Origin of the sequence: Tatumella morbirosei (genome assembly GCF_000757425.2) — a bacterium.
Lineage (GTDB): Bacteria > Pseudomonadota > Gammaproteobacteria > Enterobacterales > Enterobacteriaceae > Tatumella > Tatumella morbirosei.
Window position 1 is genome coordinate 1718543 of record NZ_JPKR02000003.1, and the last position, 23496, is coordinate 1742038.

Here is a 23496-nt window from a genome sequence, read left to right on the forward strand (position 1 = left end):
TGCAGGAGAGTCATTACCGAAAAGATCAGACGCGTTTGGTCAGCAGATACTCTTTTAACACGGCAAAATCGGCCGGTAAGTTGTCGGACAGCAGAGGCAGATTGGCACGTTCAGCTAATTCGGCCGGTAACGGCAGATCTTTCTGCAGAATCTCGTCCACGCTCTCTTTGAATTTTGCCGGATGCGCGGTGCCCAGGAATAACCCATATTCACCGTCACGTAACTGATCACGCAGCATACGCCACGCAATCGCGGCATGAGGTTCAGAAATATAACCTTCTGCGGCCAGCTCACGCATCGCCGCACGGGTCTGCTCGTCGCTCAGTGCGCCGTAGGCCAGCTCGTCCAGTTGCCAGGTTTTACGGCGGAATAACTCCTCGACGCGTGGCCAGTTGTTCGGCTGGCTGACATCCATAGCATTAGAAAGCGTCGCGACAGTCTTATTCGGCGCCCACTCACCGCTGCTCAGGAAACGGGGAACAGTGTCATTGGCATTAGTCGCGGCAATAAAACGTTTTACCGGCAGCCCAAGGCTTTTCGCCAGTAATCCGGCGGTGAGATCACCGAAGTTTCCACTGGGTACTGAAATCACCAGTTGGTTACGTTTTTCCTGTGGTAACTGAGCTACCGCTTCGAAGTAATAGCAGACCTGAGCCAGTAAGCGGCTGATATTGATGGAGTTCGCGGAGTTAAGGCCGATCGTCTGCTTCAGTGACTGATCATCAAAAGCCTGTTTCACCAGTGCCTGGCAGGCATCAAAATCGCCATCTACCGCAATAGTCTGGATATTCCCACCGAGGGTACAGAACAGTTTTTCCTGTAGCGGGCTGATTTTGCCCTGAGGATAGAGAATAACTACCCGGATATTTTCCATGCCATAAAAAGCATGAGCCACCGCCGCGCCGGTATCCCCGGAGGTTGCCGTCAGAATAGTGATTTTCTCATCTTTATCACTGCTCAAAGCCAGCATTTGCGCCATAAACCGGCCGCCAAAGTCTTTGAATGCCAGTGTAGGGCCGTGGAACAACTCCAGGCAGGCGATATCGTCTGAGACAGGCTGCACCGGAGCCGGGAAAGCAAACGCAGCCTTTACCCGTTCAGCCAGTTCTGCTTCAGGGATCTCATCACCGATAAATGCTGACAAAATTTTGCTGCTGCGGCTGACAAAGTCCAGCTCCAGCAACTGATCAATTTCGGTCAGTTCAAACTCTGGCAGCTCATTCGGAAAGAACAGCCCCTGTTGTGAACCCAGGCCCTGTTTTACGGCCTGAGTGAAACTGACCTGCTCGTTATGATCTTTCAGATTATATAATTTCATCGCTTATCCCAGTTTACGTGCGCCCGTCGTATCAAGACGGCAAATATGTACGAAGCCTTCATCATTCTGCAGATAGTGTTGCTGCAGCCATGCTTTAGCCTGCTCAGCCACCTCCGGTGTGTCACAGACCGCAAACAGTGTCGGCCCTGAACCGGAAATACCACAGGCCAGCGCCCCCAGTTCGATCACTGCCTGCCGCGCCTGCGCAAAGCCTGGCAGTAATCCGGTACGGTAGGGTTCAGCAATGACATCCTTCATCAGGCTGGCAGCCAGCAGTGGCTGACGGGTATGGCAGGCATGAATAAATCCTGAGAGCATCCGCCCATGGGTAATGCAGTCGGCTTTACTGTAACTCGCCGGTAAAATGGCTCTGGCTTCAGCGGTGGACACTTTAATCCCCGGGTAAGCCATTACCCAGTACCATTCATCGAAGCCCGGCACGGGCTGACAGGTGATGCCATGAGCTTCCAGCATCAGTTGGATCCCACCCAAAAAGCAGGGAGCGACATTATCAAAATGTACGCTGCCGGAGACCCGCCCTTCCAGTTCGCCCATCAGGGCCAGCAACCGGTCATCATTCAAAGGCCGGTCACAGAACTCATTCATCGCCATCAGTCCGGCTACCACCGAACAGGCACTGGAACCCAGTCCGGAACCAATCGGCATATTCTTTTCCAGTACCATGCTTACCGGGACTTCACGGCCGATCTCCTGGCAAAAACGTTCCCAGCACTGATAAACAATATTCTCTTTCGGATCCGCTGGCAGTTTTGATACAAAGCGGCCACGATTTTCGAGACGAAAAGATTCCGCCGCTTCAACAGTGACGCAATCGCCCAGTAATGTGCCATCGACCGGCGAAACCGCCGCGCCCAGCACATCAAACCCGACACTGACATTCCCGATAGAGGCGGGTGCATAAACTTTTACCATGATCAGACTCCCAGCTTCCACGTCAGAGTTCTCAATAAATCTGCAAACACCCCGGCCGCGGTGACATCATTACCGGCACCGTATCCCCGCAGCACCAGAGGCAGAGGCTGATAGTAGCGACTGTAAAATGCCAGCGCATTCTCACCATTCTTCACTTTAAACAGCGGATCGTTTCCATCCACCGCCGCAATTTTCACACTGCAATGTCCCTGTTCATCGATAGCGCCAACGAAGCGTAATACTTTACCTTCATCACGGGCCTTAGCTGCACGGGCCGAGAACTCTGCATCCAGCGATGGCAGTTGCTGCATAAACTCATCCGCATCTGCCAGCGACAGCAGTCTTTCCGGCAGCACGGGCTCAATCACGATATCTTCCAGCTCCAGCGACATTCCGGCTTCCCGGGCCAGAATTAGCAGTTTTCGTGCCACATCCATCCCCGATAAGTCATCCCGAGGGTCGGGTTCGGTAAAGCCGAGCTCGCGGGCTTTGCTGGTCGCCTCTGACAGCGATACACCGTCATCCAGCATGCCAAAAATATACGACAGAGAACCGGAAAGAATGCCATTGAACTTAATCAGTTCATCGCCGGCATTTAACAGATTCTGCAAATTTTCAATCACCGGCAGGCCTGCTCCCACATTCGTGTCATACAGGAATTTACGCCGTGCTTTCTCTGCAGCCGCCCGAATCTGCTGATAGTACTCCCGGGAGGAGGTGTTTGCTTTTTTGTTCGGCGTTACCACATGGAAGCCTTCACGCAGGAAATCGACGTACTGATCAGCCAACTGCTGGCTGGAAGTACAGTCAACAATAACCGGATTCAGCAGGTGGTACTCTTTGACCAGACGTGTCAGGTGGTCAAGGGAAAACTCATCGGTCGCCCGGGAAAGCTGATCCTGCCAGTGGTCAAGATGGATACCATGTACGTTGGTCAGTAATGCCCGCGAGTTGGCAATGCCGCACACCCGTAAATCAATATGTTTCTTTTTCAGCCAGGATTGCTGGCGGTGTAACTGGTTGAGTAAAGCTGCACCGACTCCGCCGGTACCGACCACAAACACTTCGATCACCTGGTCAGTCGCGAATAGCATCTGATGGACCACCCTCACCCCGGTGGTCGCGTCGTCATTACTGACCACTACCGAGATAGAGCGTTCTGATGAGCCCTGAGCGATGGCAACAATATTAATGTTTGCCCTGGCCAGTGCTGAGAAGAATTTTGCAGAAATGCCACGCAGGGTACGCATTCCATCACCTACCACCGAAATAATCGCCAGCTTTTCTGTGACTTCCAGCGGGTCAAGCAGACCATCTTTCAGCTCCAGATAGAACTCGTCTTCCAGGGCCCGACGGGTAGACAATGCTTCATTTTGCGGAACACAAAAACTGATACTGTACTCAGAAGAAGACTGTGTAATCAGAACGACCGAAATTCCTTTACGCGACATCACGGCAAACACCCTGGCCGCCATACCAACCATGCCCTTCATTCCCGGCCCTGAGACATTAAACATGGCCATGTTATTCAGATTGGTAATGCCTTTTACCGGCGTCGAATCTTCACCCTGCCCTGCAGCAATCAGAGTTCCTGGTGCAGACGGATTAGCTGTGTTTTTAATCAGGCAAGGGATCTGGAACTGGGCAATCGGGGTTATGGTGCGCGGATGAAGCACTTTGGCGCCAAAATAGGAGAGCTCCATCGCCTCCTGGTAGGACATCGACTTCAGCAACCGGGCATCTGGCACCTGACGCGGGTCACAGGTATAAACACCGTCAACATCTGTCCAGATCTCGCAACAGCTGGCCCGTAAACATGCTGCCAGGACGGCGGCGGAATAATCTGAACCATTACGTCCCAGGGCGACCAGTTCGCCCCGCTCGTTTCCGGCAGTAAAGCCGGCCATCAGTACATAATTTTTTGGTGGAATCTGGCTGGCGGCAATCCGCCGGGTCGATTCGGTAATATCCACGGTGGATTCCAGATAACCACCGACAGCAAGCAATTTCTCTACCGGATCAATAACGGTGACCTGATGGCCCCGGGCCTGTAACAATGCCTGCATAATCGCAATGGAGAGTTTTTCACCGGTACAGATGACTGTAGCATTGACGCTGTCAGGGCACTGACCCAGCAGATTAATCCCGAGAATAACCTGCTGTAAGCGAGCGAATTCGGTATCGACAAACCGGGTCATTGCCTGTAAGTCGAAGCCTGGCTGAGCATCAGACAGTCCCTGCAATAACTGGTCGAAAATCTGGCGGGCATCATTCAGGTTGGCTGAGGCATCCTGACCTGAGATAGTCTTTTCGATAAGAGCAACTAAGTGATTGGTAATTTTTGCGGGAGCGGAGAGGACTGTCGCAACCTGTTCCTGCTTTGCATAATTTTCCAGTATGTCGACAACACGCAAAAAACGCTCTGCGTTTGCGACCGAGGTTCCGCCAAATTTCAACACTCGCATGGGTTTGTAACTCCTGAATTTATGCCGAAAAAAAAGCCCGCACCTGATTAGGGAGCGGGCTTTTTCGTTTTTTCCTGTTATGCGTCAGCCCGCACCGTTACCTGTGGTAATGGTGATGGTGGTAATAATAGTAATGTTCAGGCTGTGATTACGCATCTAATGTCTGTCTGTCTGTCTTTTATCTAAACTGTCTGCATCCAGAAGTAAAACAAACCGCCCGATAAGTCAATAAATTTGTCATTTCACCCGTCAGAATGCGACCGCGCATTGATTCTTTAATATCGACTAAACACCCTAAATCCACAACATCCCTGCCGGAATATTCCGACCAGATCACTAGAAATCTTCAATATATCAGCAGATCACTCTGCGATCTTTTTTTCGATATCATGCAATAAACGGTGCAGCATTGCGCTATCCCGCTGCTCCAGTAACCCGAGCCTTTGATCCAGCCAGTCGGCCATTTTCTGGTCATCACTGACCGCCAGACGCTCCAGTAACTGATGAGTTCGCTGACGCAGCGCCCGAAGTTGTTGCGGATCAGCTTCCGGTTTTGGGTTTACTGTTACCTGCATCAGCGAAGAAAACTGATAACACAGCACCATAACCGCCTGACCCAGATTTAATGACGGGTAGTCAACTGCCATAGGAATCCCAGTCAACACATCGGCCAGAGCCAGTTCCTCGTTGGTCAGGCCGCTCTCCTCACAACCAAAAATCAATGCCAGCCGGTTCAGCCACTGCTGCTTTTCTTTTAGTAGCGCTTCGGCCTGCTGCGGTGTGGCATAATAATGGTATCGGGCACGGCTGCGGGCAGTGGTAGCCACCGAAAAATCAACATCAGCCAGAGCAGCGGCCAAATCAGGGAACTGACGCACATTATCCAGTATTTCTGTGGCCCCATGAGCCACCCGATAAGCGGCAGGCTCCTGCCAGACACTACTGTTGACAATACGTAGCTCACTAAACCCCATGGTTTTCATCGCCCGGGCCGCCGCCCCTACATTTTCGGCACGCGCCGGAGAAACTAAAATAATCGGGAATGACATATCATCACCTTACAATGCACGAAATAACTCAGTGTCGGCTATTTTGTCCGGTTTTATCAGAAATTTTAACCAGTTAAAGAAATCGCTGGGCTAAAAAACAGCATAGTAAATCAATGAATTATTTTTTTATCATTAAATTACAATACGTTAATTGATAACATCAATGAATTCACTGTGGGTATCAAACACGCGCTGCGGCATAATTTAGCGATTTCTCCTATAAGGGGAATAAAAAAGAGATATTTTTCACACAAGTGTTAACGTGCTACACTCAGTTTTGATATAAGTCAACGAAGCGTTTTTATTTGCTTCCTGAATGTTGTTGGTGCTGTTAGCCCGCTGTTAAAGAGGTTAGGATGAAGCGCATAAAGACCAGTTTAGGCGCATACAGACCAACTGTAATTACGTTGAAATCCGTCAGTGACATTAATCTGTGATGCATCAAGAACAAAACGTCGTAAATTGGCAATGCAGACTCATTATACGTCGACCGATATCTCAGACATCAGCACTGTATGCCTTGTATCAATTTTGATGGCAAATTTTAGGTAGCAAACCATGCAGATCCCGCAAATTCTTATCGTCGAAGACGAGCTAGTAACCCGAAATACTTTAAAGAGTATTTTCGAAGCTGAAGGATACATTGTATTCGAAGCCTCGGATGGTGCTGAAATGCATCAGTTATTGACTGACAATGATGTCAATCTGGTGATAATGGATATCAACCTGCCAGGTAAAAACGGTCTGCTGCTGGCTCGCGAACTTCGCGAACAGGCAAGTGTAGCGTTGATGTTCCTGACAGGACGTGACAATGAAGTCGACAAGATTCTCGGACTGGAGATCGGTGCGGATGATTACATCACCAAACCGTTTAATCCGCGTGAACTGACAATCCGTGCCCGTAACCTGCTGTCCCGTACTATGAACCTGGCGGTCAGCAGTGAAGAACGTAAGCATGTGGAAAATTATCAGTTTAACGGCTGGACGCTGGATATTAACAGCCGTTCTCTGGTTAGCCCGCAAGGTGAGCAGTACAAGCTGCCACGTAGTGAATTCCGTGCCATGCTGCACTTCTGTGAGAATCCGGGCAAAATTCAGACCCGCGCTGACTTACTGAAGAAAATGACCGGCAGAGATCTGAAACCTCATGATCGTACGGTGGATGTGACCATCCGTCGTATCCGTAAGCATTTCGAGTCAAACAGTGATACGCCGGAAATCATCGCGACCATCCACGGCGAAGGTTATCGTTTTTGCGGTGAGTTAGAAGACCACTAATCTCCCGGACGCGGACTGTTATATGCTGCCCGTCGGTCTGATGACCGGCGGGCTTTTTTTACATTTCGTGCGAACAACTTAATGCCATGGCATGATGGGAACGGCGCTGATCGCATTTTTTGGTGAACCATCTACCAGCTTGTCAGAATAGCTCAGATACACCAGCGTATTCCGGGTTTTGTCATAAAAACGAACAACCTGAAGTTTCTTAAAAATCAATGAGGTGCGTTTTTTAAACACCACGTCTGACTCACCAGGTTTCAGGTTGTCAGGGATAGTGACCGGCCCAACCTGCTGACAGGAAATGGCGGCATCCGCCGTATCTTCGGCCAGCCCCAGACCGCCTTTTATACCACCGGTTTTCGCCCGACTGATATAACATGTAACATTTTTAACATCTGGATCATCAAAGGCTTCGATTACAATCTTGTGATCCGGACCAAGTAGTTTAAAAACGGTATCTACAGAGCCAATTTCCTCAGCATGTACAACGCCGTTAAGAGCAAAAAGTACACAGCCGGCTGCCGCAAATTTGTTGATAAAAAACTGTAGTTTTTTGATTTTCATTAAGTTACCGCTTATTAGGTGATTACTGAATAATCAATATAAGGTTACTATTGATACCTTCAAATGTTCCTTTGTCGCACTGAATTATTGTAACAACAGGAAACGGTATAATTACGCCCTTTCCTGTTTTTTTGCATTTAATGCTACTCTTAGCTTTATGAAGGTTGCCTGATCAATTATGCCAACCAGGACTGTGAGGATGTAATATGGACCAAGCTGGTATCATTCGCGATTTGCTTGTCTGGCTGGAGAGCCATCTGGATCAACCCTTATCTCTGGATAATGTTGCCTTTAAGGCCGGATACTCCAAATGGCATTTACAGCGGATGTTTAAAAACGTAACAGGTCATGCTATCGGCGCTTATATTCGGGCCAGACGGCTGTCTAAAGCTGCTGTTGCGCTGAGACTCACCAGTCGCCCTATTCTGGACATTGCTTTGCAATACCGGTTTGATTCTCAGCAAACGTTCACCCGAGCCTTTAAAAAACAGTTTAATCAGACGCCTGCCGGTTACCGCCGCGCCTCTGACTGGAACTCCTTTGGGTTACGCCCACCGATTCGCATGGGTGAGTTTTCAATGCCTCAACCAACGTATGTTACGTTGCCGGAAACGACACTGATGGGGCAGACTCAAAGTTACAGCTGTACTCTTGAACAGATTTCTGTTTATCGGGCGGAAATGCGTGGCCATTTTTGGCGCCAGTTCCTGCATGACACCGATGCACCGCATATTTTATATGGTCTGCATCAGGTGCGTAGCAGTGCGGATAAAGAAGATGAACAGGAAATTCTTTATACTACGGCGGTCACCGAAAGCGACTCAGGGCAAAGCCTTCAATCGGCACAGAAGATCATTCTGGAAGGTGGTGAATACGTTCAGTTCAGCTATAAAGGCCCGAAAGAACAACTCCAGGACTTTATCCTGGTATTGTACAGCACCTGTATGCCGACGTTGGGACTGACCCGTCGTGCCGGCCAGGATATTGAACGCTTCTATACCCCGGGCGGAAAACTAACTAAGGAAAATACCGCGGAACTTCACTGCGAATATTTGATCCCTATCCGCAACGAAGCCCGACGCGTTGCCTGACAAATAACCCGCCCGCGGATTCACTGAATCCACGGGGGGTATTTAACGCTGTAGTTCATCCAGCGCATCTGCCGTTAAATGCGCGACATCTCCGGCAGTTTCAACGACCCAGCCATTAGCCAGCCATTCACTGTGCTGATAATCCACTCTTGACAGCGAACAGTTACGTAGCCGTAAGCGCCGTTCGGCATAAGCCGGTAGTCCCAGCAGCGTACTAATTAACGACCCTAAAGCCATACCATGGCTCACCAGTACCGGGCGGCTGCCAGACGGTAGTTCACGGCAGGCATCCAGCGCCTGTTGCATACGACCAGCCAGTTCAGTCATACTTTCTCCGCCGGGAATACGCCCCTGTTCGGTGCCATCCACCAGCGACTTACGCCAGCCTTCTTCTTCGGCGGACAACTCGCTTAGTCGACGGGTTTCCAGTATTCCCATATTCAGTTCCCGTAACCGGCTGTCGGTGACCACCGGACACTGACAATACTGCGCAATAATCTCCGCAGTCTGGCGGGTCCGGCCTAAGTCACTGCTAATAATATGCGTAATACCATAAGACTGAAGTCGCTCTCCCACCTGTTTTGCCTGCTGCTCTCCTTGTGGGGTTAACGGGCTATCGCTTTGTCCCTGCAGACGACGTTCGGTATTCCACAGGGTTTCACCATGACGAACCAGAAAGACTTGTAGCATGTTACCTATCCATTATACTGAGTCAGTGCAACCATCTGCCCTGAGAGTTTAACTATTATGTACCATGTTGTCGCCGCTACCAGCAACCCGGCAAAAATCAGCGCTATCCTACAAGCTTTTGAGGATGTCTTTGGTACCGGTCAATGCCAGGTTTCAGGTTCAGAAACCGACAGCGGTGTTTCAGCACAACCTATGAGTGATGAAGAAACCCGTAAAGGCGCCCGTCAACGCGTGGCTAATGCCCGCCATCGGCAGCCAGAGGCTGATTTCTGGGTCGCTATTGAGGCGGGTATTGATGGTCAGCAGGCATTCGCCTGGATGGTGGTAGAAAATGCCTCACGGCGGGGTGAATCTCGTTCTGCCAGTTTTTTATTGCCTGCCGCAGTGTCTGAACAACTTCATCAGGGCCGTGAACTGGGCGACGTGATGGCACAACTGACCGGCATTGCTAATATCAAACAAAAAGGCGGGGCGATTGGCGCGCTGACTGAAGGCCGGCTCACCCGGACATCCGTCTATCATCAGGCTCTGCTGCTGGCATTATGTCCGCTGCTGCATCCTTATTACAGTGAACCACCCTTTATTGATAACTGATTCTCAAGCCATTGCCGGAATCCGGCCGGCGACTCTTTCAGACTGTTAGACCCCCGGGTAATGGTGGCAATGCCAACACCTAACTGATCTTTTAGCTGCCGTTGGCTCATTTCACCACGCATTAACTCTTCAATAATTCTTAGCCGGGTCGCCAGTGCTTCCCGTTCATCCGGAGTCATCATCAGCTGCAGTAATGCCTCTGTCTGCTGATCGTCCACTGCCTGCTTCAGTAAGCTGACAACACGCGGCCAGTTGAACTCAAAATTTTCTTCTGCATTGGCAGTGGGCAACATAGACGGCTTCCGTACTCATTAATGAGTACAGAAGCATAGCATACTCAATAGCGGCGATTCCACTCCGTATCCTGTAACAGTTTGCCAGGCTGGCCCATGAAGTAACGATAGTAGGCATCATAAGCCAGCACATTCTTCACATAGTTTCGTGTTTCGGCAAAAGGGATGGTTTCGATAAATCCGACTGCATCCAGCTTACCACCACTCACTGCCAGCCACCTTCTGACTCTGCCTGGCCCGGCATTATAGGCCGCAGAAGCAAAAATGCGGTTATCATCAAACTGCCGGTACACATAATCCAGATATTGCATTCCAATCTGGATATTCATTTGCGGATCCAGCAACTGGCTGCTGTTCACATAGTTACTGACCGGGAACATTTTAACGGTATGTGCCGCCGTCGCGGGCATAACCTGCATTAGTCCGCTGGCGCCCACCGGCGAACGAATTTTAGGGTTCCATGCACTTTCCTGACGCGAAATCGCCATTGCATAACTCACCGGGATGGCTTTTCCGGCCGAATATTGTTGGTAGTATTGTTGCCAGGCCAACGGAAAACGTTCTTTCAGGCTGTCCCACATTTTCGCGGTGATAGTGGCCTGGACACTCAAATCCCACCAGTTCTGTTCACTGGCATAACGAGCCAGCATTTTCTGTTGCTCCAGGGGTTTACTACTGATGAGGTTAGCCCATTCGCTTCGGGCCAGATTATCCATGCCCCAGTACATCAGTTCTCTGACACGGGCTATCTCAGCGCCGCTGGCAACCGAGGCTGTTGGCGCAGGCGCCGGATCAATCGTCAGCCTGTAAGGTACGCCCAGTTTTTGGGCCGCGACCATGGGATAAAAGCCACGTTTCTGTGTCAGCTCACTGAGCAGTTCATCGCCTTCCTGTTTACGTCCCTGCTCCAGTAACAAACAGGCCTGCCAGTATTGCCATTCGTCCTTCTGCTTAGCTTCGACGGGTAACCGGGCAATCCAGGTATTCAGCCCACGGTGATCATTATCGGAAATAGCCTGACGGATGCGTCGTTCGATCAGGGAGGTAGAATCGCTGTCCATGACAACAGCATCCCGCCAGCGCATCTGTTCTGTCGTCACATCACTGCCCATAAATTGCCAGGCCACCGCCTCCTTCATCGCCTGAGCTTCTGAAGCTGACATTTTCTGAGCAGAGACCAGTGCCGGGATCAACGAACGGGCATTTTCGGCATCCTGTCGTGCCAGCCGGCTGAAAGCAATCAGAGTTATCTGCCGGCTAAAATCACTGGGTGAAACCGCGGTAGCAAAACTGCTCACCGCCTGAGGGTTCTGTCCCAGCGTCGACAGAGCCGCAGCCACGGTCGCATAATTCACCGGCAACATCGTAATCAGGTGACGCACCAGAGAATCATTGCCGGCTTTAAAGGCCAGAATCATACGTTGTAATATTGCCTGTGGGCTGAATTGTGCCGATGATTGCCAGGCGGTAAATAATGCATCACAGCTGTCAGGTAAATTCGCCCCGGTCAGCCACAATTTTTTTGCCCCTTCCCAGGCCAGTTGCTGATTCCCGGTAGCCCAGTTTGCGTAATACCAGTTGCACTGGGCCTGCACCGGCGCCGGACGGGTCGGACTGAAGCTTAATAATCCCTGCCAGTCCTGGCGTCTTGCCAGTTCGTTCACAAAGCGGTTTTTCAGGCTACGGGCGGATGGCAATGTCGGATACTGGTTGGCAAAATTGCTGATTGCCAGAGAGGTTTCCTGATTCAAATCCTGGGACAGCAGTCGATACTCAAGATAAGGATAGAGTGGATAATCTTTCAGTGATGGCATCATCTGCGCCACCACATCCATTTGGTTGTTATCCCAGGCCTGCTTAATTTGCTGGTATCGCTGACGTTGTTGATCTAATGAATCTGCCTGACTGAGACCGGCAACCCCTGTCAGACAGAGACCCAATACCCAATGCTTCCAATTAATCACACGCTTCTCCTCGTTTACCCGCCACATATCAGCAGACCCGCTGACAGGTTCCCATGCTAGCGGGTTAAATGATGACTTACTATCATCTGCCAAAAATTTACTCAGTCTGACGTTCGTTGGCACGTTTTTGTGCAAAAGCATTGCACAAATTTGCACCATCCGTAGGCGGACGTGCGCCAAAAATGCTCAACCCCGGGCATCCGGCTGATCAGAAAAACCCACTTAAACATTATAATTCATGTAGTTATAAACATGGCACGCTCTTTGCTCAGATGAATACCATCTGGTATACATGATGGAATTCATATGACCTCTCTACGTGCAGGACTTACCCTTGGACAGTGGACTGACCATTGTCGGCAGCACCCTCAGCAGTTGGCTGATATTCTGAATCAGTGGCTGGCCACCTTTGACCCACAGGACCCGGCATGGATAAGTGTCGCGACTCCGGCACAGATCACCGCTCAGGTCAGCGAAATTCTGCCGCGTTTTTTGCAGGATCCAACCTCCCTGCCGCTGTTCGGCGTGTTGTTTGCAGTTAAAGATAATATTGATGTTGCCGGTTTTGACACCACCGCTGCCTGCCCCGCTTTCAGTTATGTGGCCGGCAATGATGCCGAAGTCGTAGCCCGTCTGAAGTCTGCCGGCGCCATCGTCGCCGGGAAAACGAATCTGGACCAGTTCGCAACAGGGCTGGTCGGGACCCGTTCCCCTTATGGCGAAGTCCCTAACAGTTTCAATCCTGAATATGTCAGCGGCGGTTCCAGTTCCGGTTCTGCATCGGTGGTGGCCCGTGGCCTGGTGCCTTTCTCTCTGGGCACCGATACTGCCGGTTCCGGGCGTGTACCCGCCGGATTCAATAACATTGTCGGTCTGAAACCGACTAAAGGCTGGCTCTCTGCCTCAGGGGTTGTCCCGGCCTGTCGCCTGATTGATACCATTTCCGTGTTTGCACTCACCACCGAAGATGCCTGGCAGGTCGCCAGCCTTGCCGGAGGTTACGACAGTGGAGACAGCTATTCCCGCTCTTCCCCACATACCGCACCGGCGGGGCTGCCGGCAGCCCCGAAATTTGCCATCCCTGCCAGTCCGGAGTTTTTTGGTGATGAGCAAGCCCGTGCCGCCTGGGACACCGCATTAACTGACCTTCAGGCTTGCGGTGCCACCTTGTCGGCTATTGATTTCACACTATTCCACCGGCTGGCAGAGCAGTTATATAACGGCCCCTGGGTTGCAGAAAGAACGGCGGCTGTCGGTGAAATGTTACAGCAGCCGGACAAACTCGATCCGGTGGTCTACGGCATTGTCAGACAGGGGGAAAAATTTACCGCTACCGATGCCTGGAAGGCTGAATACCTGCGCTCCGAACTGAGCCGCCAGATTCAGCAAACACTGGCACAGTTCGACGGACTGGTGGTACCGACTTCCCCAACTATCCGTACACGCCAGCAAATGCAACAGGAACCGGTGAAATACAACGCGCAGTTTGGTACCTACACCAACTTCACCAATCTGGCCGATCTCTGCGCACTGGCCTTGCCTGCCGGTTTTCGGGCCGACGGACTGCCTGCCGGGATCACACTGATTGCCCCCGCCTGGTACGACCGGGCACTGGCTGGCTTTGGCTTACGCTGGCAACAGCAGCAACAACTGTCCCCGGGGGCCACCGGACTACCGGCCCCGGAAACAGCAACCTCTTTGCCGGCATCGGCTGATCACGTCCGTATTGCGGTGGTCGGCGCTCATCTGACAGGTATGCCGCTTAATTACCAGCTCACCACCCGTCAGGCGGTGCTGGTGGAAGAAACCACGACTGCCGCGCATTACCGACTGTATGCCCTGAGTGGCGGAGCGATTAAAAAACCAGGCCTGGTTCGTGATGACAGTGGTGCCGCCATAATCGTCGAACTCTGGGATATACCACTGGCTCGTTATGGTGAGTTTGTTGCGGAGATCCCTGCTCCTTTAGGGATTGGCACTCTCACGCTGGCCGATGGACGCACTGTCCAGGGGTTTGTCTGCGAACCTTACGCATTGAGTAATGCCCTTGATATCACCGAAACAGGTGGCTGGCGCCGCTGGTTAAGCTCACAGGAGACCCGTTAATCATGTTTGATACCGTACTGATTGCTAACCGTGGTGAAATCGCCTGCCGTGCATTGAAAACCCTTAAAAAGCTGGGAATTCGCAGCGTCACAGTCTATTCCGATGCGGATAAAAACGCCCCGCATGTGAAAGAAGCCGACGAGGCGATTTCCCTGGGCGGGGATAAACCGACCGACAGCTATCTGTCGATAGAGAAAATTTTGCAGGCCGCCCGGCAGAGCGGCGCCCAGGCTATCTGGCCAGGGTACGGATTTTTATCAGAAAGTCTGCCTTTTGCTGCTGCCTGTGAAGAAGCCGGGATCGTGTTTATTGGTCCAACCGCTCATCAGATTGGTGAGTTTGGTTTAAAACACCGGGCGCGGGAGCTGGCAGCCGCAGCCGGTGTCCCCATGACCCCGGGCACTCCGTTACTGAGTTCACTACCAGAAGCATTGCAGGCCGCCGCGACTATCGGTTATCCGGTGATGCTGAAAAGTACCGCGGGCGGCGGCGGTATCGGAATGACCCGCTGTGCTGATGAGTCAGCGTTATCCGACGCCTGGGAAGGTGTTCGCCGGCTGGGTGCACAATTCTTTAATGATGCAGGTGTATTTCTTGAACGTTGTATCGATCAGGCACGGCATATTGAAGTACAGATTTTCGGGGATGGTCAGGGGAAGGTCGTTGCCCTCGGTGAACGTGATTGCTCCCTGCAACGCCGTAATCAGAAAGTCGTTGAGGAAACCCCTGCACCTCACCTGCCACCAGAAACCCGCCGCACGTTACTGGAAAGTGCTGTCCGGCTCGGGGAAAGCGTGAATTACCGCAGCGCAGGTACTGTCGAATACATCTATGACGGTGCTCAGGATAAATTCTATTTCCTGGAAGTGAACACCCGACTCCAGGTGGAACACCCTGTGACCGAATCGGTCACAGGGCTCGATCTGGTCGCCTGTATGTTACAGGTCGCGGCCGGCGAAACACCAGACTGGCAGGCCATGGCCAAAGCGCCTCAGGGAGCGGCCATCGAAGTACGTCTGTATGCAGAAGATCCACTGAAAAACTTTCAGCCTTCTCCCGGAACCCTGACGGATGTCAGTTTCCCTGATAATGTGAGGGTCGATGGTTGGGTCAGTACCGGTACCGAAGTCTCGGCCTGGTATGATCCGCTGCTGGCAAAACTGATTGTGCATGCCGATACCCGTGAAGCCGCCTGGGAAAAATTACGTCAGGCCCTGTCAGAAACCCGGATTCAGGGAATTGCCTCGAATCTTGACTATCTCCGCCAGGTTATCAATACCCCTGAGTTCCGTGAAGGACGCAGCTACACTCGTTTCCTCGATAAGTTTACTGCCAACGCCCATGTGGTTGAAGTGATCCAACCTGGCACCTGGAGCTCGGTGCAGGACTATCCGGGGCGTCCAGGCTACTGGGACATCGGTGTTCCACCTTCTGGCCCGATGGATGATTACGCCTTCCGGCTGGCTAACCGTATAGTAGGCAATGCCCCGGAAGCTGCGGGGCTGGAATTTACCCTGCAGGGACCCGTGTTGAAGTTTCACTGCGACAGCATTATTGCACTGACCGGCGCCCCTTCGGAAGCAACCCTGGATGATACGCCGGTCGCTTTCTGGCAACCGGTGAATGTAAAAGCGGGTCAGACACTGACGCTTGGCCGTGCCACGTCCGGTTGCCGTACCTGCCTGGCCATCCGTCACGGTTTCGATGTCCCTGTCTATCTGGGCAGCCGCTCGACCTTTGCGCTGGGCCAGTTTGGTGGTCATGCCGGGCGAATTTTACGCCAGGCAGATATGCTGCCGGTATCACAGCCGGAGTTACCGGCCTGCACCACACCACCAGCCATCAGTGAACCACGAGCCCTGCCGACAGAGATGATTCCTGAATACAGTAATCACTGGGATATCGGGGTGTTATATGGTCCGCACGGTGCCCCGGACTTTTTTACCCCTCAAGCCATAGATACCTTCTTTGCCACTGACTGGGAAGTACATTACAACTCGAACCGTTTAGGTGTCCGGCTCAGCGGCCCTAAACCGGAATGGGCCAGGGAAAATGGCGGCGAAGCCGGTTTGCACCCTTCCAATGTGCATGACTGCGAATACGCGATTGGGGCAATCAACTTCACCGGTGACTTCCCGGTCATCCTGACCCGTGACGGACCGAGTCTCGGCGGCTTTGTCTGCCCGGTGACGATTGCCAGTGCCGAGTTATGGAAGGTGGGTCAGGTAAAACCCGGCGACAAAATCCGTTTTTATCCGATCAGTTTTGATGAAGCGCAGACACTGGAAATCGCCTGTAACCAGCAAATTGAACAACTCGCACCGGCAGCGATACCAGAGTTTGCTCCGGTTAACCTGCAACCCATCGATGGGGTACCAGCGACCGCGCTGGCCGCATTACCGGCACAAGGTGACCGTCCTTCCGTGGTTTACCGCCAGGCAGGTGATCACTACATCCTGATAGAGTACGGCGATAATGTGTTGGATCTGGCGTTACGCTTACGGGTTCATCTGCTGATTGAAGCAATCCGTCAACAGGCGATCCCGGCGATCCGTGAACTGTCGCCGGGTGTCCGTTCATTACAGATCCGCTATGACAGCCTGCAGTTATCACAGAAAGCCCTGATCGACCTGCTGCTGGATCTGGAAACTTCGCTCGGGGATGTCAGCGAGCTGAAAGTCCCTTCGCGTATCGTCTGGCTGCCGATGGCTTTTGAGGACAGCGCAACCTTAGACGCGGTCAGTCGTTATCAGCAGACCGTCCGTCAGCAGGCGCCGTGGTTGCCGAATAACGTAGATTTCCTGCAACGGACCAACGGGTTGGAAAACCGTGAGGAAGTTAAACGTATTCTGTTTGATGCCAGCTATCTGATTCTTGGCCTGGGCGACGTCTATCTGGGAGCTCCTTGCGCAGTTCCCGTGGATCCGCGCCACCGGCTGCTCAGTTCAAAATATAACCCTGCCCGCACCTTTACTGCCGAAGGTACTGTCGGTATCGGCGGCATGTATATGTGTATTTATGGGATGGATTCGCCGGGTGGATACCAGTTGGTGGGCCGTACGCTGCCTATCTGGAACAAATATCTGAAAAACGATCAGTTCGCCGCCGACGAACCCTGGTTATTACATTTCTTCGATCAGGTACGTTTCTATCCGGTCACTGAAGATGAATTACTGCAACTGCGTGATGATTTCCGTGAAGGCCGTGCCAGCGTGCGCATCGAGGAAAGTGAATTTGATTACGCAGCCCATCGCCGTTTCCTGGCAGAAAACGCGGACTCTATTAACCAGTTTAAAGAGCGCCAGGCCACTGCCTTTGCTGAAGAAGTCGAGTTGTGGAGCCGTGAAGCGCTGAACTCTCCATCAGAGGACGATCAGCTTCTGGTCGCCGAAGAAGATACCGCAGGATTATTGCCGGTCAATGCCGACCTGAATGGCAGTGTCTGGAAAGTCCTGGTGTCACCAGGCGACACCATCGTTGCCGGTCAACCGGTCGTGATTGTTGAAGCGATGAAAATGGAACTGACCATCAGTTCACCTGCCGCAGGTGTGGTCAGCCAGATTGCCTGTCAGCCAGGGCGTCAGGTTTCTCCGGGGGATGTGCTGCTGTGGTTAGCCGGGGAGGAGCAATGAGTTCTGTGAGTAACAGCAATAAATCACGACCAGAAGCACTGGCATCAAGGGTTTATCAGGCAGTGAAGGACGATATTTTCGACTTTCGTTTACTGCCGGGTGATCGCTTCAGTGAAAACGATATTGCCGAAAAAATGCAGGTCAGCCGGACGCCGGTCCGGCAGGCACTCTACTGGCTGGCCCACGAAGGCTATCTGGAGGTCTATTTCCGCAGCGGCTGGCAGGTTAAACCGTTCGATTTTGAGTATTTCGAAGAGCTGTACGACTTCCGTACCGTACTGGAATGTGAAGCCGTGCGCCGGTTATGCCGTTTACCGGTTGAACAGTGCCGCCAGGCATTAACTAGCCTTCAAACCTTTTGGATCGATACGCCACCACTACCACTCAGTGATGGCAAGGAGATCTCGGCCTGCGATGAAGAGTTTCATCGCGGGTTACTGGATGCGGCAGGTAACCGGGAAATGGCCAAAGTCCATGCGATTGTTACCGAGAAAATTCGCATTATCCGTCGTCTGGACTTTACCCGGGAAGACAGGATCAGTGCCACTTATCGTGAGCACGCCCTGATTTTAAACCAGATTTTTCAACAAAACAGCGAGGAGGCACAGCTACTACTCACCAGGCATATCGCAGAGAGTAAAGCGGAAGTCCGCAAAATAACACTACACATGTTACAGCAGGCAAGAACAACACCCGAGTCATAATTCGCTTATCAGGGGTATTACAATGAAAAGACGTTCATTACTTAAAGCTTTTGCTCTCTCCGCTACTGTCGTCAGTATGGGGATCAGTCTCGGTGCTTATGCTGCCGACACTATCAAAGTCGGGATTATGCATTCACTCTCCGGCACCATGGCAATTTCCGAGACGCCGTTAAAAGATGTCGCTCTGATGACCATTGACGAAATTAATGCGCACGGTGGTGTACTGGGCAAGAAACTGGAGCCAGTGGTCGTTGACCCTGCCTCCAACTGGCCATTATTTGCCGAAAAAGCCCGTCAGTTACTCAGCCAGGATAAAGTTGCCGTCGTGTTTGGCTGCTGGACCTCGGTCTCCCGTAAGTCCGTTTTGCCGGTATTTGAAGAGCTTAACGGTCTGCTGTTCTATCCGGTACAGTATGAAGGCGAAGAGATGTCACCGAACGTCTTTTATACCGGTGCGGCACCTAACCAACAGGCCATCCCGGCAGTACAGTACCTGATGAGCGAAGATGGCGGCAATGTTAAACGCTTCTTCCTGCTGGGTACCGACTATGTCTACCCACGGACCACCAACAAAATCCTGCGTGCCTATCTGCATTCCAAAGGCGTTCAGGATAAGGATATTCAGGAAGTCTATACCCCGTTTGGTTACAGCGATTACCAGACTATTGTCTCTAATATCAAGAAATTCTCAGCCGGAGGTAAGACGGCGGTTATCTCTACCATTAACGGCGATTCCAACGTTCCGTTCTACAAAGAACTGGCTAACCAGGGCATAAAAGCCACCGATATCCCGGTCATGGCTTTCTCGGTGGGTGAAGAGGAACTGCGTGGTATCGATACTAAACCTCTGGTTGGGGAACTGGCTGCCTGGAACTACTTTGAGTCTCTTGATAACCCGGTAAACGCTAAATTCGTTGCCGATTATCGTGCCTACGCCAAAGCTCACCATCTGCCAAACGCTGACTCCGTAGTGACTAACGACCCGATGGAAGCCACCTATGTCGGTATTCATATGTGGGCACAGGCGGTCGAAAAAGCCGGTACTACCGATGTAGATAAAGTCCGTGCAGCGATGGCCGGACAGACGTTTAAAGCACCGGATGGATACACGCTGACCATGGACAAAACCAACCATCACCTGCATAAGCCAGTGATGATTGGCGAAGTGGAAGCCAACGGCCAGTTTAACGTGGTCTGGCAGACCGACGGTACAGTACGTGCCCAGCCGTGGAGCCCGTACATCGCCGGTAACGACAAGAAGCCTGATACTCCGGTCAAAGGTACGTTCTGACCATCCGCAGACCCGCTGTCAGACGGCGGGTCCGTTAGTCACCCTGGTCAGGTCCGTTCCTGTCCTCAGTTGAGCAAAGATTATGATCACACTACGCCGCGTTTTCTGGTCATTACTGTGGTTAACACTGTGCCAGCCATTACTTGCCAGTGCCGGTCCTGCGGCAGATTTTGCCGCAGCCAGCCGCACACAGCAGGCCACATTGTTACAGCAGTGGGCTGCCGCACCTGATGAACATTTACTGCCACTACTGAATGCATTACATAATGAGAATGTGGTAACAGATGAGAACAAGCAGCCTTTCAGTAAAACCGGCGACAAACTGGTGCCACTGGACAGTGCGCAACAGCCTACCGGCAATACCCGTAAATTGCTGATGAACAACCGGCTGCGAATTCTGACCTCCCGCGCCTTGTCAGCTATCGAACTAACCAGCCATGATCCGGCACTCCGTCTGCTGGCGGCCCGACAATTACAGAATGATGTCGCCAGCGATCAGCTGCCACTGATGCAGCAGCAACTGCAGAAAGAGACTAACCCACAGGTCCATGACGCCCTTTCACAGGCGGTAGCTTTGTTGCAACTGACAAATCCTCAGGCGGAAGTCCGTCTGCAGGCGGTTAAACTGTTAGGTCAGGCCAGCAACCCCGATGTGCAGGCCAGCCTGCAACCTCTGACTCAGGCATCGACCGAACCGGATGCGGCTGTACGACAAGCCGCGGCTGACAGCCTGCAGCAGATTCACCACCGTCTGATGTGGGGCGATTGGCTCGGCCAGGCCTTTAGTGGGCTGTCCCTCGGTTCCATCCTGCTGTTGGCCGCACTGGGCCTCGCCATTACCTACGGCCTGCTGGGCGTGATTAATATGGCCCACGGTGAAATGCTGATGATTGGTGCTTACACCACCTGGATGATCCAGAGCCTGTTTCAGCAATGGGCACCGCAATGGCTGGCGTGGTATCCGGTGCTGGCTCTGCCGGCCGCCTTCCTGCTGACCGCGGCTATCGGCATGATCCTTGAACGAACCATTATCCGTCACCTGTACGGCCGCCCTCTGGAGACACTACTGGCCACCTGGGGGATCAGCCTGATTCTGATCCAGGGCGTCCGGATACTGTTTGGCGCGCAAAACCTTGAAGTTGCCAACCCGGGCTGGTTGTCCGGAGGCTGGCAGGTACTGCCAAATCTGGTACTGCCTTATAACCGTATTGCCGTCATTATTTTTGTCGTCGGCGTACTGCTGCTGACCTGGCTGCTGCTGAACAAAACACGACTCGGACTGAATATTCGTGCCGTGACCCAAAACCGCGCGATGGCTGACTGTTGTGGTGTGGCTACCGGCAGAGTGGATATGCTGGCGTTTGGCCTGGGATCAGGTCTGGCCGGTCTGGGGGGCGTCGCCTTATCCCAATTGGGCAATGTCGGCCCGGAACTGGGGCAAAGCTACATTATTGACTCCTTCCTGGTGGTAGTGGTCGGCGGTGTCGGTCAGCTGGCCGGAACCGTGGCGGCGGCACTGAGCCTGGGTATTCTTAATAAAGTGCTGGAACCCCAGGTCGGGGCTGTGCTGGGTAAAATTATTATCCTGCTGGCGATTATCCTGTTTATCCAGAAACGTCCTCAGGGGCTGTTCGCCGCTAAAGGGAGGGTCATTGACTAATGAGCCAGCCAATTACTGTCACCATAGGCAAAAAAATGCCGGTACTGACGCTGACTCTGGTCAGCGTGGTACTGCTGGCATTGCTGATTATGCCGTTTCTGAGTCTGCTGCCGGCCAGCAATCCGTTGTCAGTGTCAACTTACACCCTGACACTGTGTGGTAAGATCCTCTGCTATGCCATTGTCGCCGTCGCGCTGGATCTGGTGTGGGGCTATGCCGGAATGTTGTCGCTGGGCCACGGGCTGTTTTTTGCCCTGGGTGGCTATGCCATGGGTATGTACCTGATGCGTCAGGCCTCTGGTGACGCCCTGCCGGCCTTTATGTCGTTTCTCTCCTGGGACCATCTGCCCTGGTTCTGGACCGGAACTCAGTCATTTATCTGGACGTTATGCCTGATTGTGTTGTTACCTGGCGGGCTGGCGGCGTTATTTGGTTTCTTTGCTTTTCGCTCAAAAATCAAAGGGGTCTATTTTTCGATCATGACCCAGGCTCTGACCTACGCCGGGATGCTGCTGTTCTTCCGCAACGAAACCGGGTTTGGTGGCAACAACGGATTCACCGGCTTCACCACACTGCTCGACTGGAAGATTGATGCCACAGGAACCCGTATAGCCCTGTTTATGGCCACCGTGATCCTGCTGGCATTATCACTGCTCACCGGTTTTCTGCTGGCACGCAGTAAATTTGGCCGCATTCTGACCGCCGTACGCGATGCTGAAAACCGTCTGATGTTCTGCGGCTATGACCCGCGCGGCTTCAAATTATTTATCTGGACCTTGTCGGCTGTGATGTGTGGCCTGGCCGGCGCGCTCTATGTGCCGCAAGTCGGCATCATCAACCCGGGAGAAATGTCACCGACTAACTCGATTGAAGCGGCCATCTGGGTCGCACTCGGTGGCCGTGGCACACTGATTGGCCCGGTACTGGGCGCGGCGATTGTTAATGGGGCAAAAAGCTGGTTTACCGTCAGCTTCCCGGATTACTGGCTGTTTTTCCTTGGCCTGATGTTTATTGTGGTGACCCTGGCACTGCCGCAGGGTGTTGTCGGACTGCTGCGCCGGAGGAAAAATGACTGATCAACTCTATACCCATAGTTCACCGGCCGACCGGCACCGTCAGCAAACCGACCCGGTGTTGCAGCTGGAAAATATTTCTGTGACGTTCGATGGTTTTCGCGCCCTGAATAACCTGTCGCTGAATATCGGCGTCGGAGAACTCCGTTGTGTTATCGGACCGAACGGTGCCGGTAAAACCACCCTGATGGATGTCATTACCGGTAAGACCCGGCCGGACGAGGGGAAAGTGGTATACGACCAACGTACTGACCTGACGCAGTTATCGCCCTCCGAAATCGCCCGTGCGGGTATTGGCCGTAAGTTTCAGAAACCCACGGTATTTGAAGCATTAACCGTATTCGAAAATCTCGAAATTGCGCTGAAGGCCCCCAAAACCGTGGCGGCTTCATTACGCGCCCGGCTGAACGGTGAGCAACAGGACAGAATCGCCTCGATACTGCAATTGCTGCGGCTGTCAGACCAGCAACAGCGGCTGGCGGGGCTGTTATCGCATGGACAAAAGCAGTTTCTGGAAATCGGTATGTTGTTGGTCCAGGAACCCCACCTGCTGTTACTGGATGAACCGGCCGCCGGGATGACCGATGCAGAAACAGAATACACCGCAGAGCTGTTTCGCCAGTTGGCAGGAAAACACTCGCTGATGGTGGTGGAACACGACATGGGGTTCGTCGAAACCATCGCTGACCATGTCACCGTACTGCATCAGGGGCAGGTACTGGCAGAAGGTTCTCTGCGTGAAGTACAGGCCAATGAACACGTGATTGACGTATACCTGGGGCGCTAAC

Annotated in this window: 19 protein-coding genes and 1 other annotated feature; of the genes, 10 read left to right on the plus strand and 9 right to left on the minus strand. The window is 52.5% G+C overall.

The genetic code is table 11. From position 1 onward, the window contains the following. Nucleotides 1-25: 25 nt before the first annotated feature. The 5 genes from thrC to HA49_RS10705 form a co-directional block, all read right to left on the minus strand. Nucleotides 26-1318 (minus strand): threonine synthase, encoded by a 1293-nt coding sequence (gene thrC / locus HA49_RS10690; RefSeq protein ID WP_038023182.1) that lies wholly within the window; start codon nt 1316-1318, stop codon nt 26-28. Nucleotides 1319-1321: 3 nt separating this feature from the next. Beyond that, nucleotides 1322-2251 (minus strand): homoserine kinase, encoded by a 930-nt coding sequence (thrB, locus tag HA49_RS10695; protein ID WP_038023185.1) that lies wholly within the window; start codon nt 2249-2251, stop codon nt 1322-1324. A 2-nt stretch (nt 2252-2253) separates the two neighbouring features. Then, nucleotides 2254-4716 (minus strand): bifunctional aspartate kinase/homoserine dehydrogenase I, encoded by a 2463-nt coding sequence (gene thrA, locus HA49_RS10700; RefSeq protein ID WP_038023187.1) that lies wholly within the window; start codon nt 4714-4716, stop codon nt 2254-2256. Nucleotides 4717-4742: 26 nt separating this feature from the next. After that, nucleotides 4743-4865 (minus strand) — a sequence feature (Thr leader region). Next, a complete protein-coding gene (thrL, locus tag HA49_RS20900) occupies nt 4801-4872 on the minus strand; it encodes a thr operon leader peptide (protein WP_072055937.1) in 72 nt (23 codons plus the stop codon). (Overlaps the previous feature by 65 nt.) 206 nt (nt 4873-5078) lie before the next feature. After that, nucleotides 5079-5765, minus strand: a complete 687-nt coding sequence (locus HA49_RS10705; RefSeq protein ID WP_038023190.1) for a tRNA/rRNA methyltransferase — start codon at nt 5763-5765, stop codon at nt 5079-5081. Between the two features lie 558 nt (nt 5766-6323). Between HA49_RS10705 and arcA the strand changes: the two genes are divergently transcribed. Further along, a complete protein-coding gene (arcA, locus tag HA49_RS10710) occupies nt 6324-7043 on the plus strand; it encodes a two-component system response regulator ArcA (RefSeq protein WP_038023193.1) in 720 nt (239 codons plus the stop codon). A 78-nt stretch (nt 7044-7121) separates the two neighbouring features. Here arcA and creA read toward each other — a convergent pair whose 3' ends face one another. Then, complete coding sequence (creA, locus tag HA49_RS10715) at nt 7122-7610, minus strand: protein CreA (protein WP_038023195.1); 489 nt, start codon at nt 7608-7610, stop codon at nt 7122-7124. Nucleotides 7611-7816: 206 nt separating this feature from the next. Between creA and robA the strand changes: the two genes are divergently transcribed. Further along, nucleotides 7817-8701 carry an MDR efflux pump AcrAB transcriptional activator RobA gene (robA, locus tag HA49_RS10720; RefSeq protein ID WP_038023197.1) on the plus strand — a complete coding sequence of 295 codons (885 nt, stop codon included), beginning with the start codon at nt 7817-7819 and terminating at the stop codon, nt 8699-8701. 42 nt (nt 8702-8743) lie between these two features. On the opposite strand, the gene gpmB is transcribed toward robA, so the two are convergent. Next, the gene (gene gpmB / locus HA49_RS10725) at nt 8744-9391 is read right to left on the minus strand and encodes a 2,3-diphosphoglycerate-dependent phosphoglycerate mutase GpmB (RefSeq protein ID WP_038023199.1); all 648 of its coding nucleotides are present in this window, start codon (nt 9389-9391) and stop codon (nt 8744-8746) included. A gap of 57 nt (nt 9392-9448) precedes the next feature. On the opposite strand from gpmB, the gene yjjX reads away from it, so the two are divergent. After that, nucleotides 9449-9985 carry an inosine/xanthosine triphosphatase gene (gene yjjX, locus HA49_RS10730; RefSeq protein WP_038023202.1) on the plus strand — a complete coding sequence of 179 codons (537 nt, stop codon included), beginning with the start codon at nt 9449-9451 and terminating at the stop codon, nt 9983-9985. On the opposite strand, the gene trpR is transcribed toward yjjX, so the two are convergent. Both trpR and sltY read right to left on the minus strand, forming a co-directional pair. Beyond that, a complete protein-coding gene (gene trpR, locus HA49_RS10735; RefSeq protein ID WP_038023205.1) occupies nt 9955-10278 on the minus strand; it encodes a trp operon repressor in 324 nt (107 codons plus the stop codon). The two genes, yjjX and trpR, sit on opposite strands and share 31 nt — an antisense overlap. 44 nt (nt 10279-10322) lie before the next feature. Then, nucleotides 10323-12269 (minus strand): murein transglycosylase, encoded by a 1947-nt coding sequence (sltY, locus tag HA49_RS10740; RefSeq protein ID WP_046791791.1) that lies wholly within the window; start codon nt 12267-12269, stop codon nt 10323-10325. A 279-nt stretch (nt 12270-12548) separates the two neighbouring features. Between sltY and atzF the strand changes: the two genes are divergently transcribed. The 7 genes from atzF to urtD all read left to right on the plus strand — a co-directional run bounded on the left by atzF (nt 12549) and on the right by urtD (nt 23495). Further along, a complete protein-coding gene (atzF, locus tag HA49_RS10745; protein WP_038023207.1) occupies nt 12549-14348 on the plus strand; it encodes an allophanate hydrolase in 1800 nt (599 codons plus the stop codon). A gap of 2 nt (nt 14349-14350) precedes the next feature. Beyond that, the gene (gene uca / locus HA49_RS10750; RefSeq protein ID WP_046791742.1) at nt 14351-17980 is read left to right on the plus strand and encodes an urea carboxylase; all 3630 of its coding nucleotides are present in this window, start codon (nt 14351-14353) and stop codon (nt 17978-17980) included. Beyond that, the gene (locus HA49_RS10755; RefSeq protein ID WP_038023208.1) at nt 17977-18684 is read left to right on the plus strand and encodes a GntR family transcriptional regulator; all 708 of its coding nucleotides are present in this window, start codon (nt 17977-17979) and stop codon (nt 18682-18684) included. The genes uca and HA49_RS10755 overlap by 4 nt, the downstream gene beginning before the upstream one ends. A gap of 22 nt (nt 18685-18706) precedes the next feature. Further along, the gene (gene urtA / locus HA49_RS10760) at nt 18707-19975 is read left to right on the plus strand and encodes an urea ABC transporter substrate-binding protein (RefSeq protein WP_038023210.1); all 1269 of its coding nucleotides are present in this window, start codon (nt 18707-18709) and stop codon (nt 19973-19975) included. Between the two features lie 85 nt (nt 19976-20060). Then, complete coding sequence (urtB, locus tag HA49_RS10765; protein ID WP_038023456.1) at nt 20061-21635, plus strand: urea ABC transporter permease subunit UrtB; 1575 nt, start codon at nt 20061-20063, stop codon at nt 21633-21635. Continuing rightward, nucleotides 21635-22711 (plus strand): urea ABC transporter permease subunit UrtC, encoded by a 1077-nt coding sequence (gene urtC, locus HA49_RS10770; protein WP_038023212.1) that lies wholly within the window; start codon nt 21635-21637, stop codon nt 22709-22711. Before urtB ends, urtC begins: the two co-directional genes overlap by 1 nt. Further along, a complete protein-coding gene (urtD, locus tag HA49_RS10775) occupies nt 22704-23495 on the plus strand; it encodes an urea ABC transporter ATP-binding protein UrtD (protein WP_038023215.1) in 792 nt (263 codons plus the stop codon). The genes urtC and urtD overlap by 8 nt, the downstream gene beginning before the upstream one ends. Nucleotide 23496 lies beyond the last annotated feature (1 nt).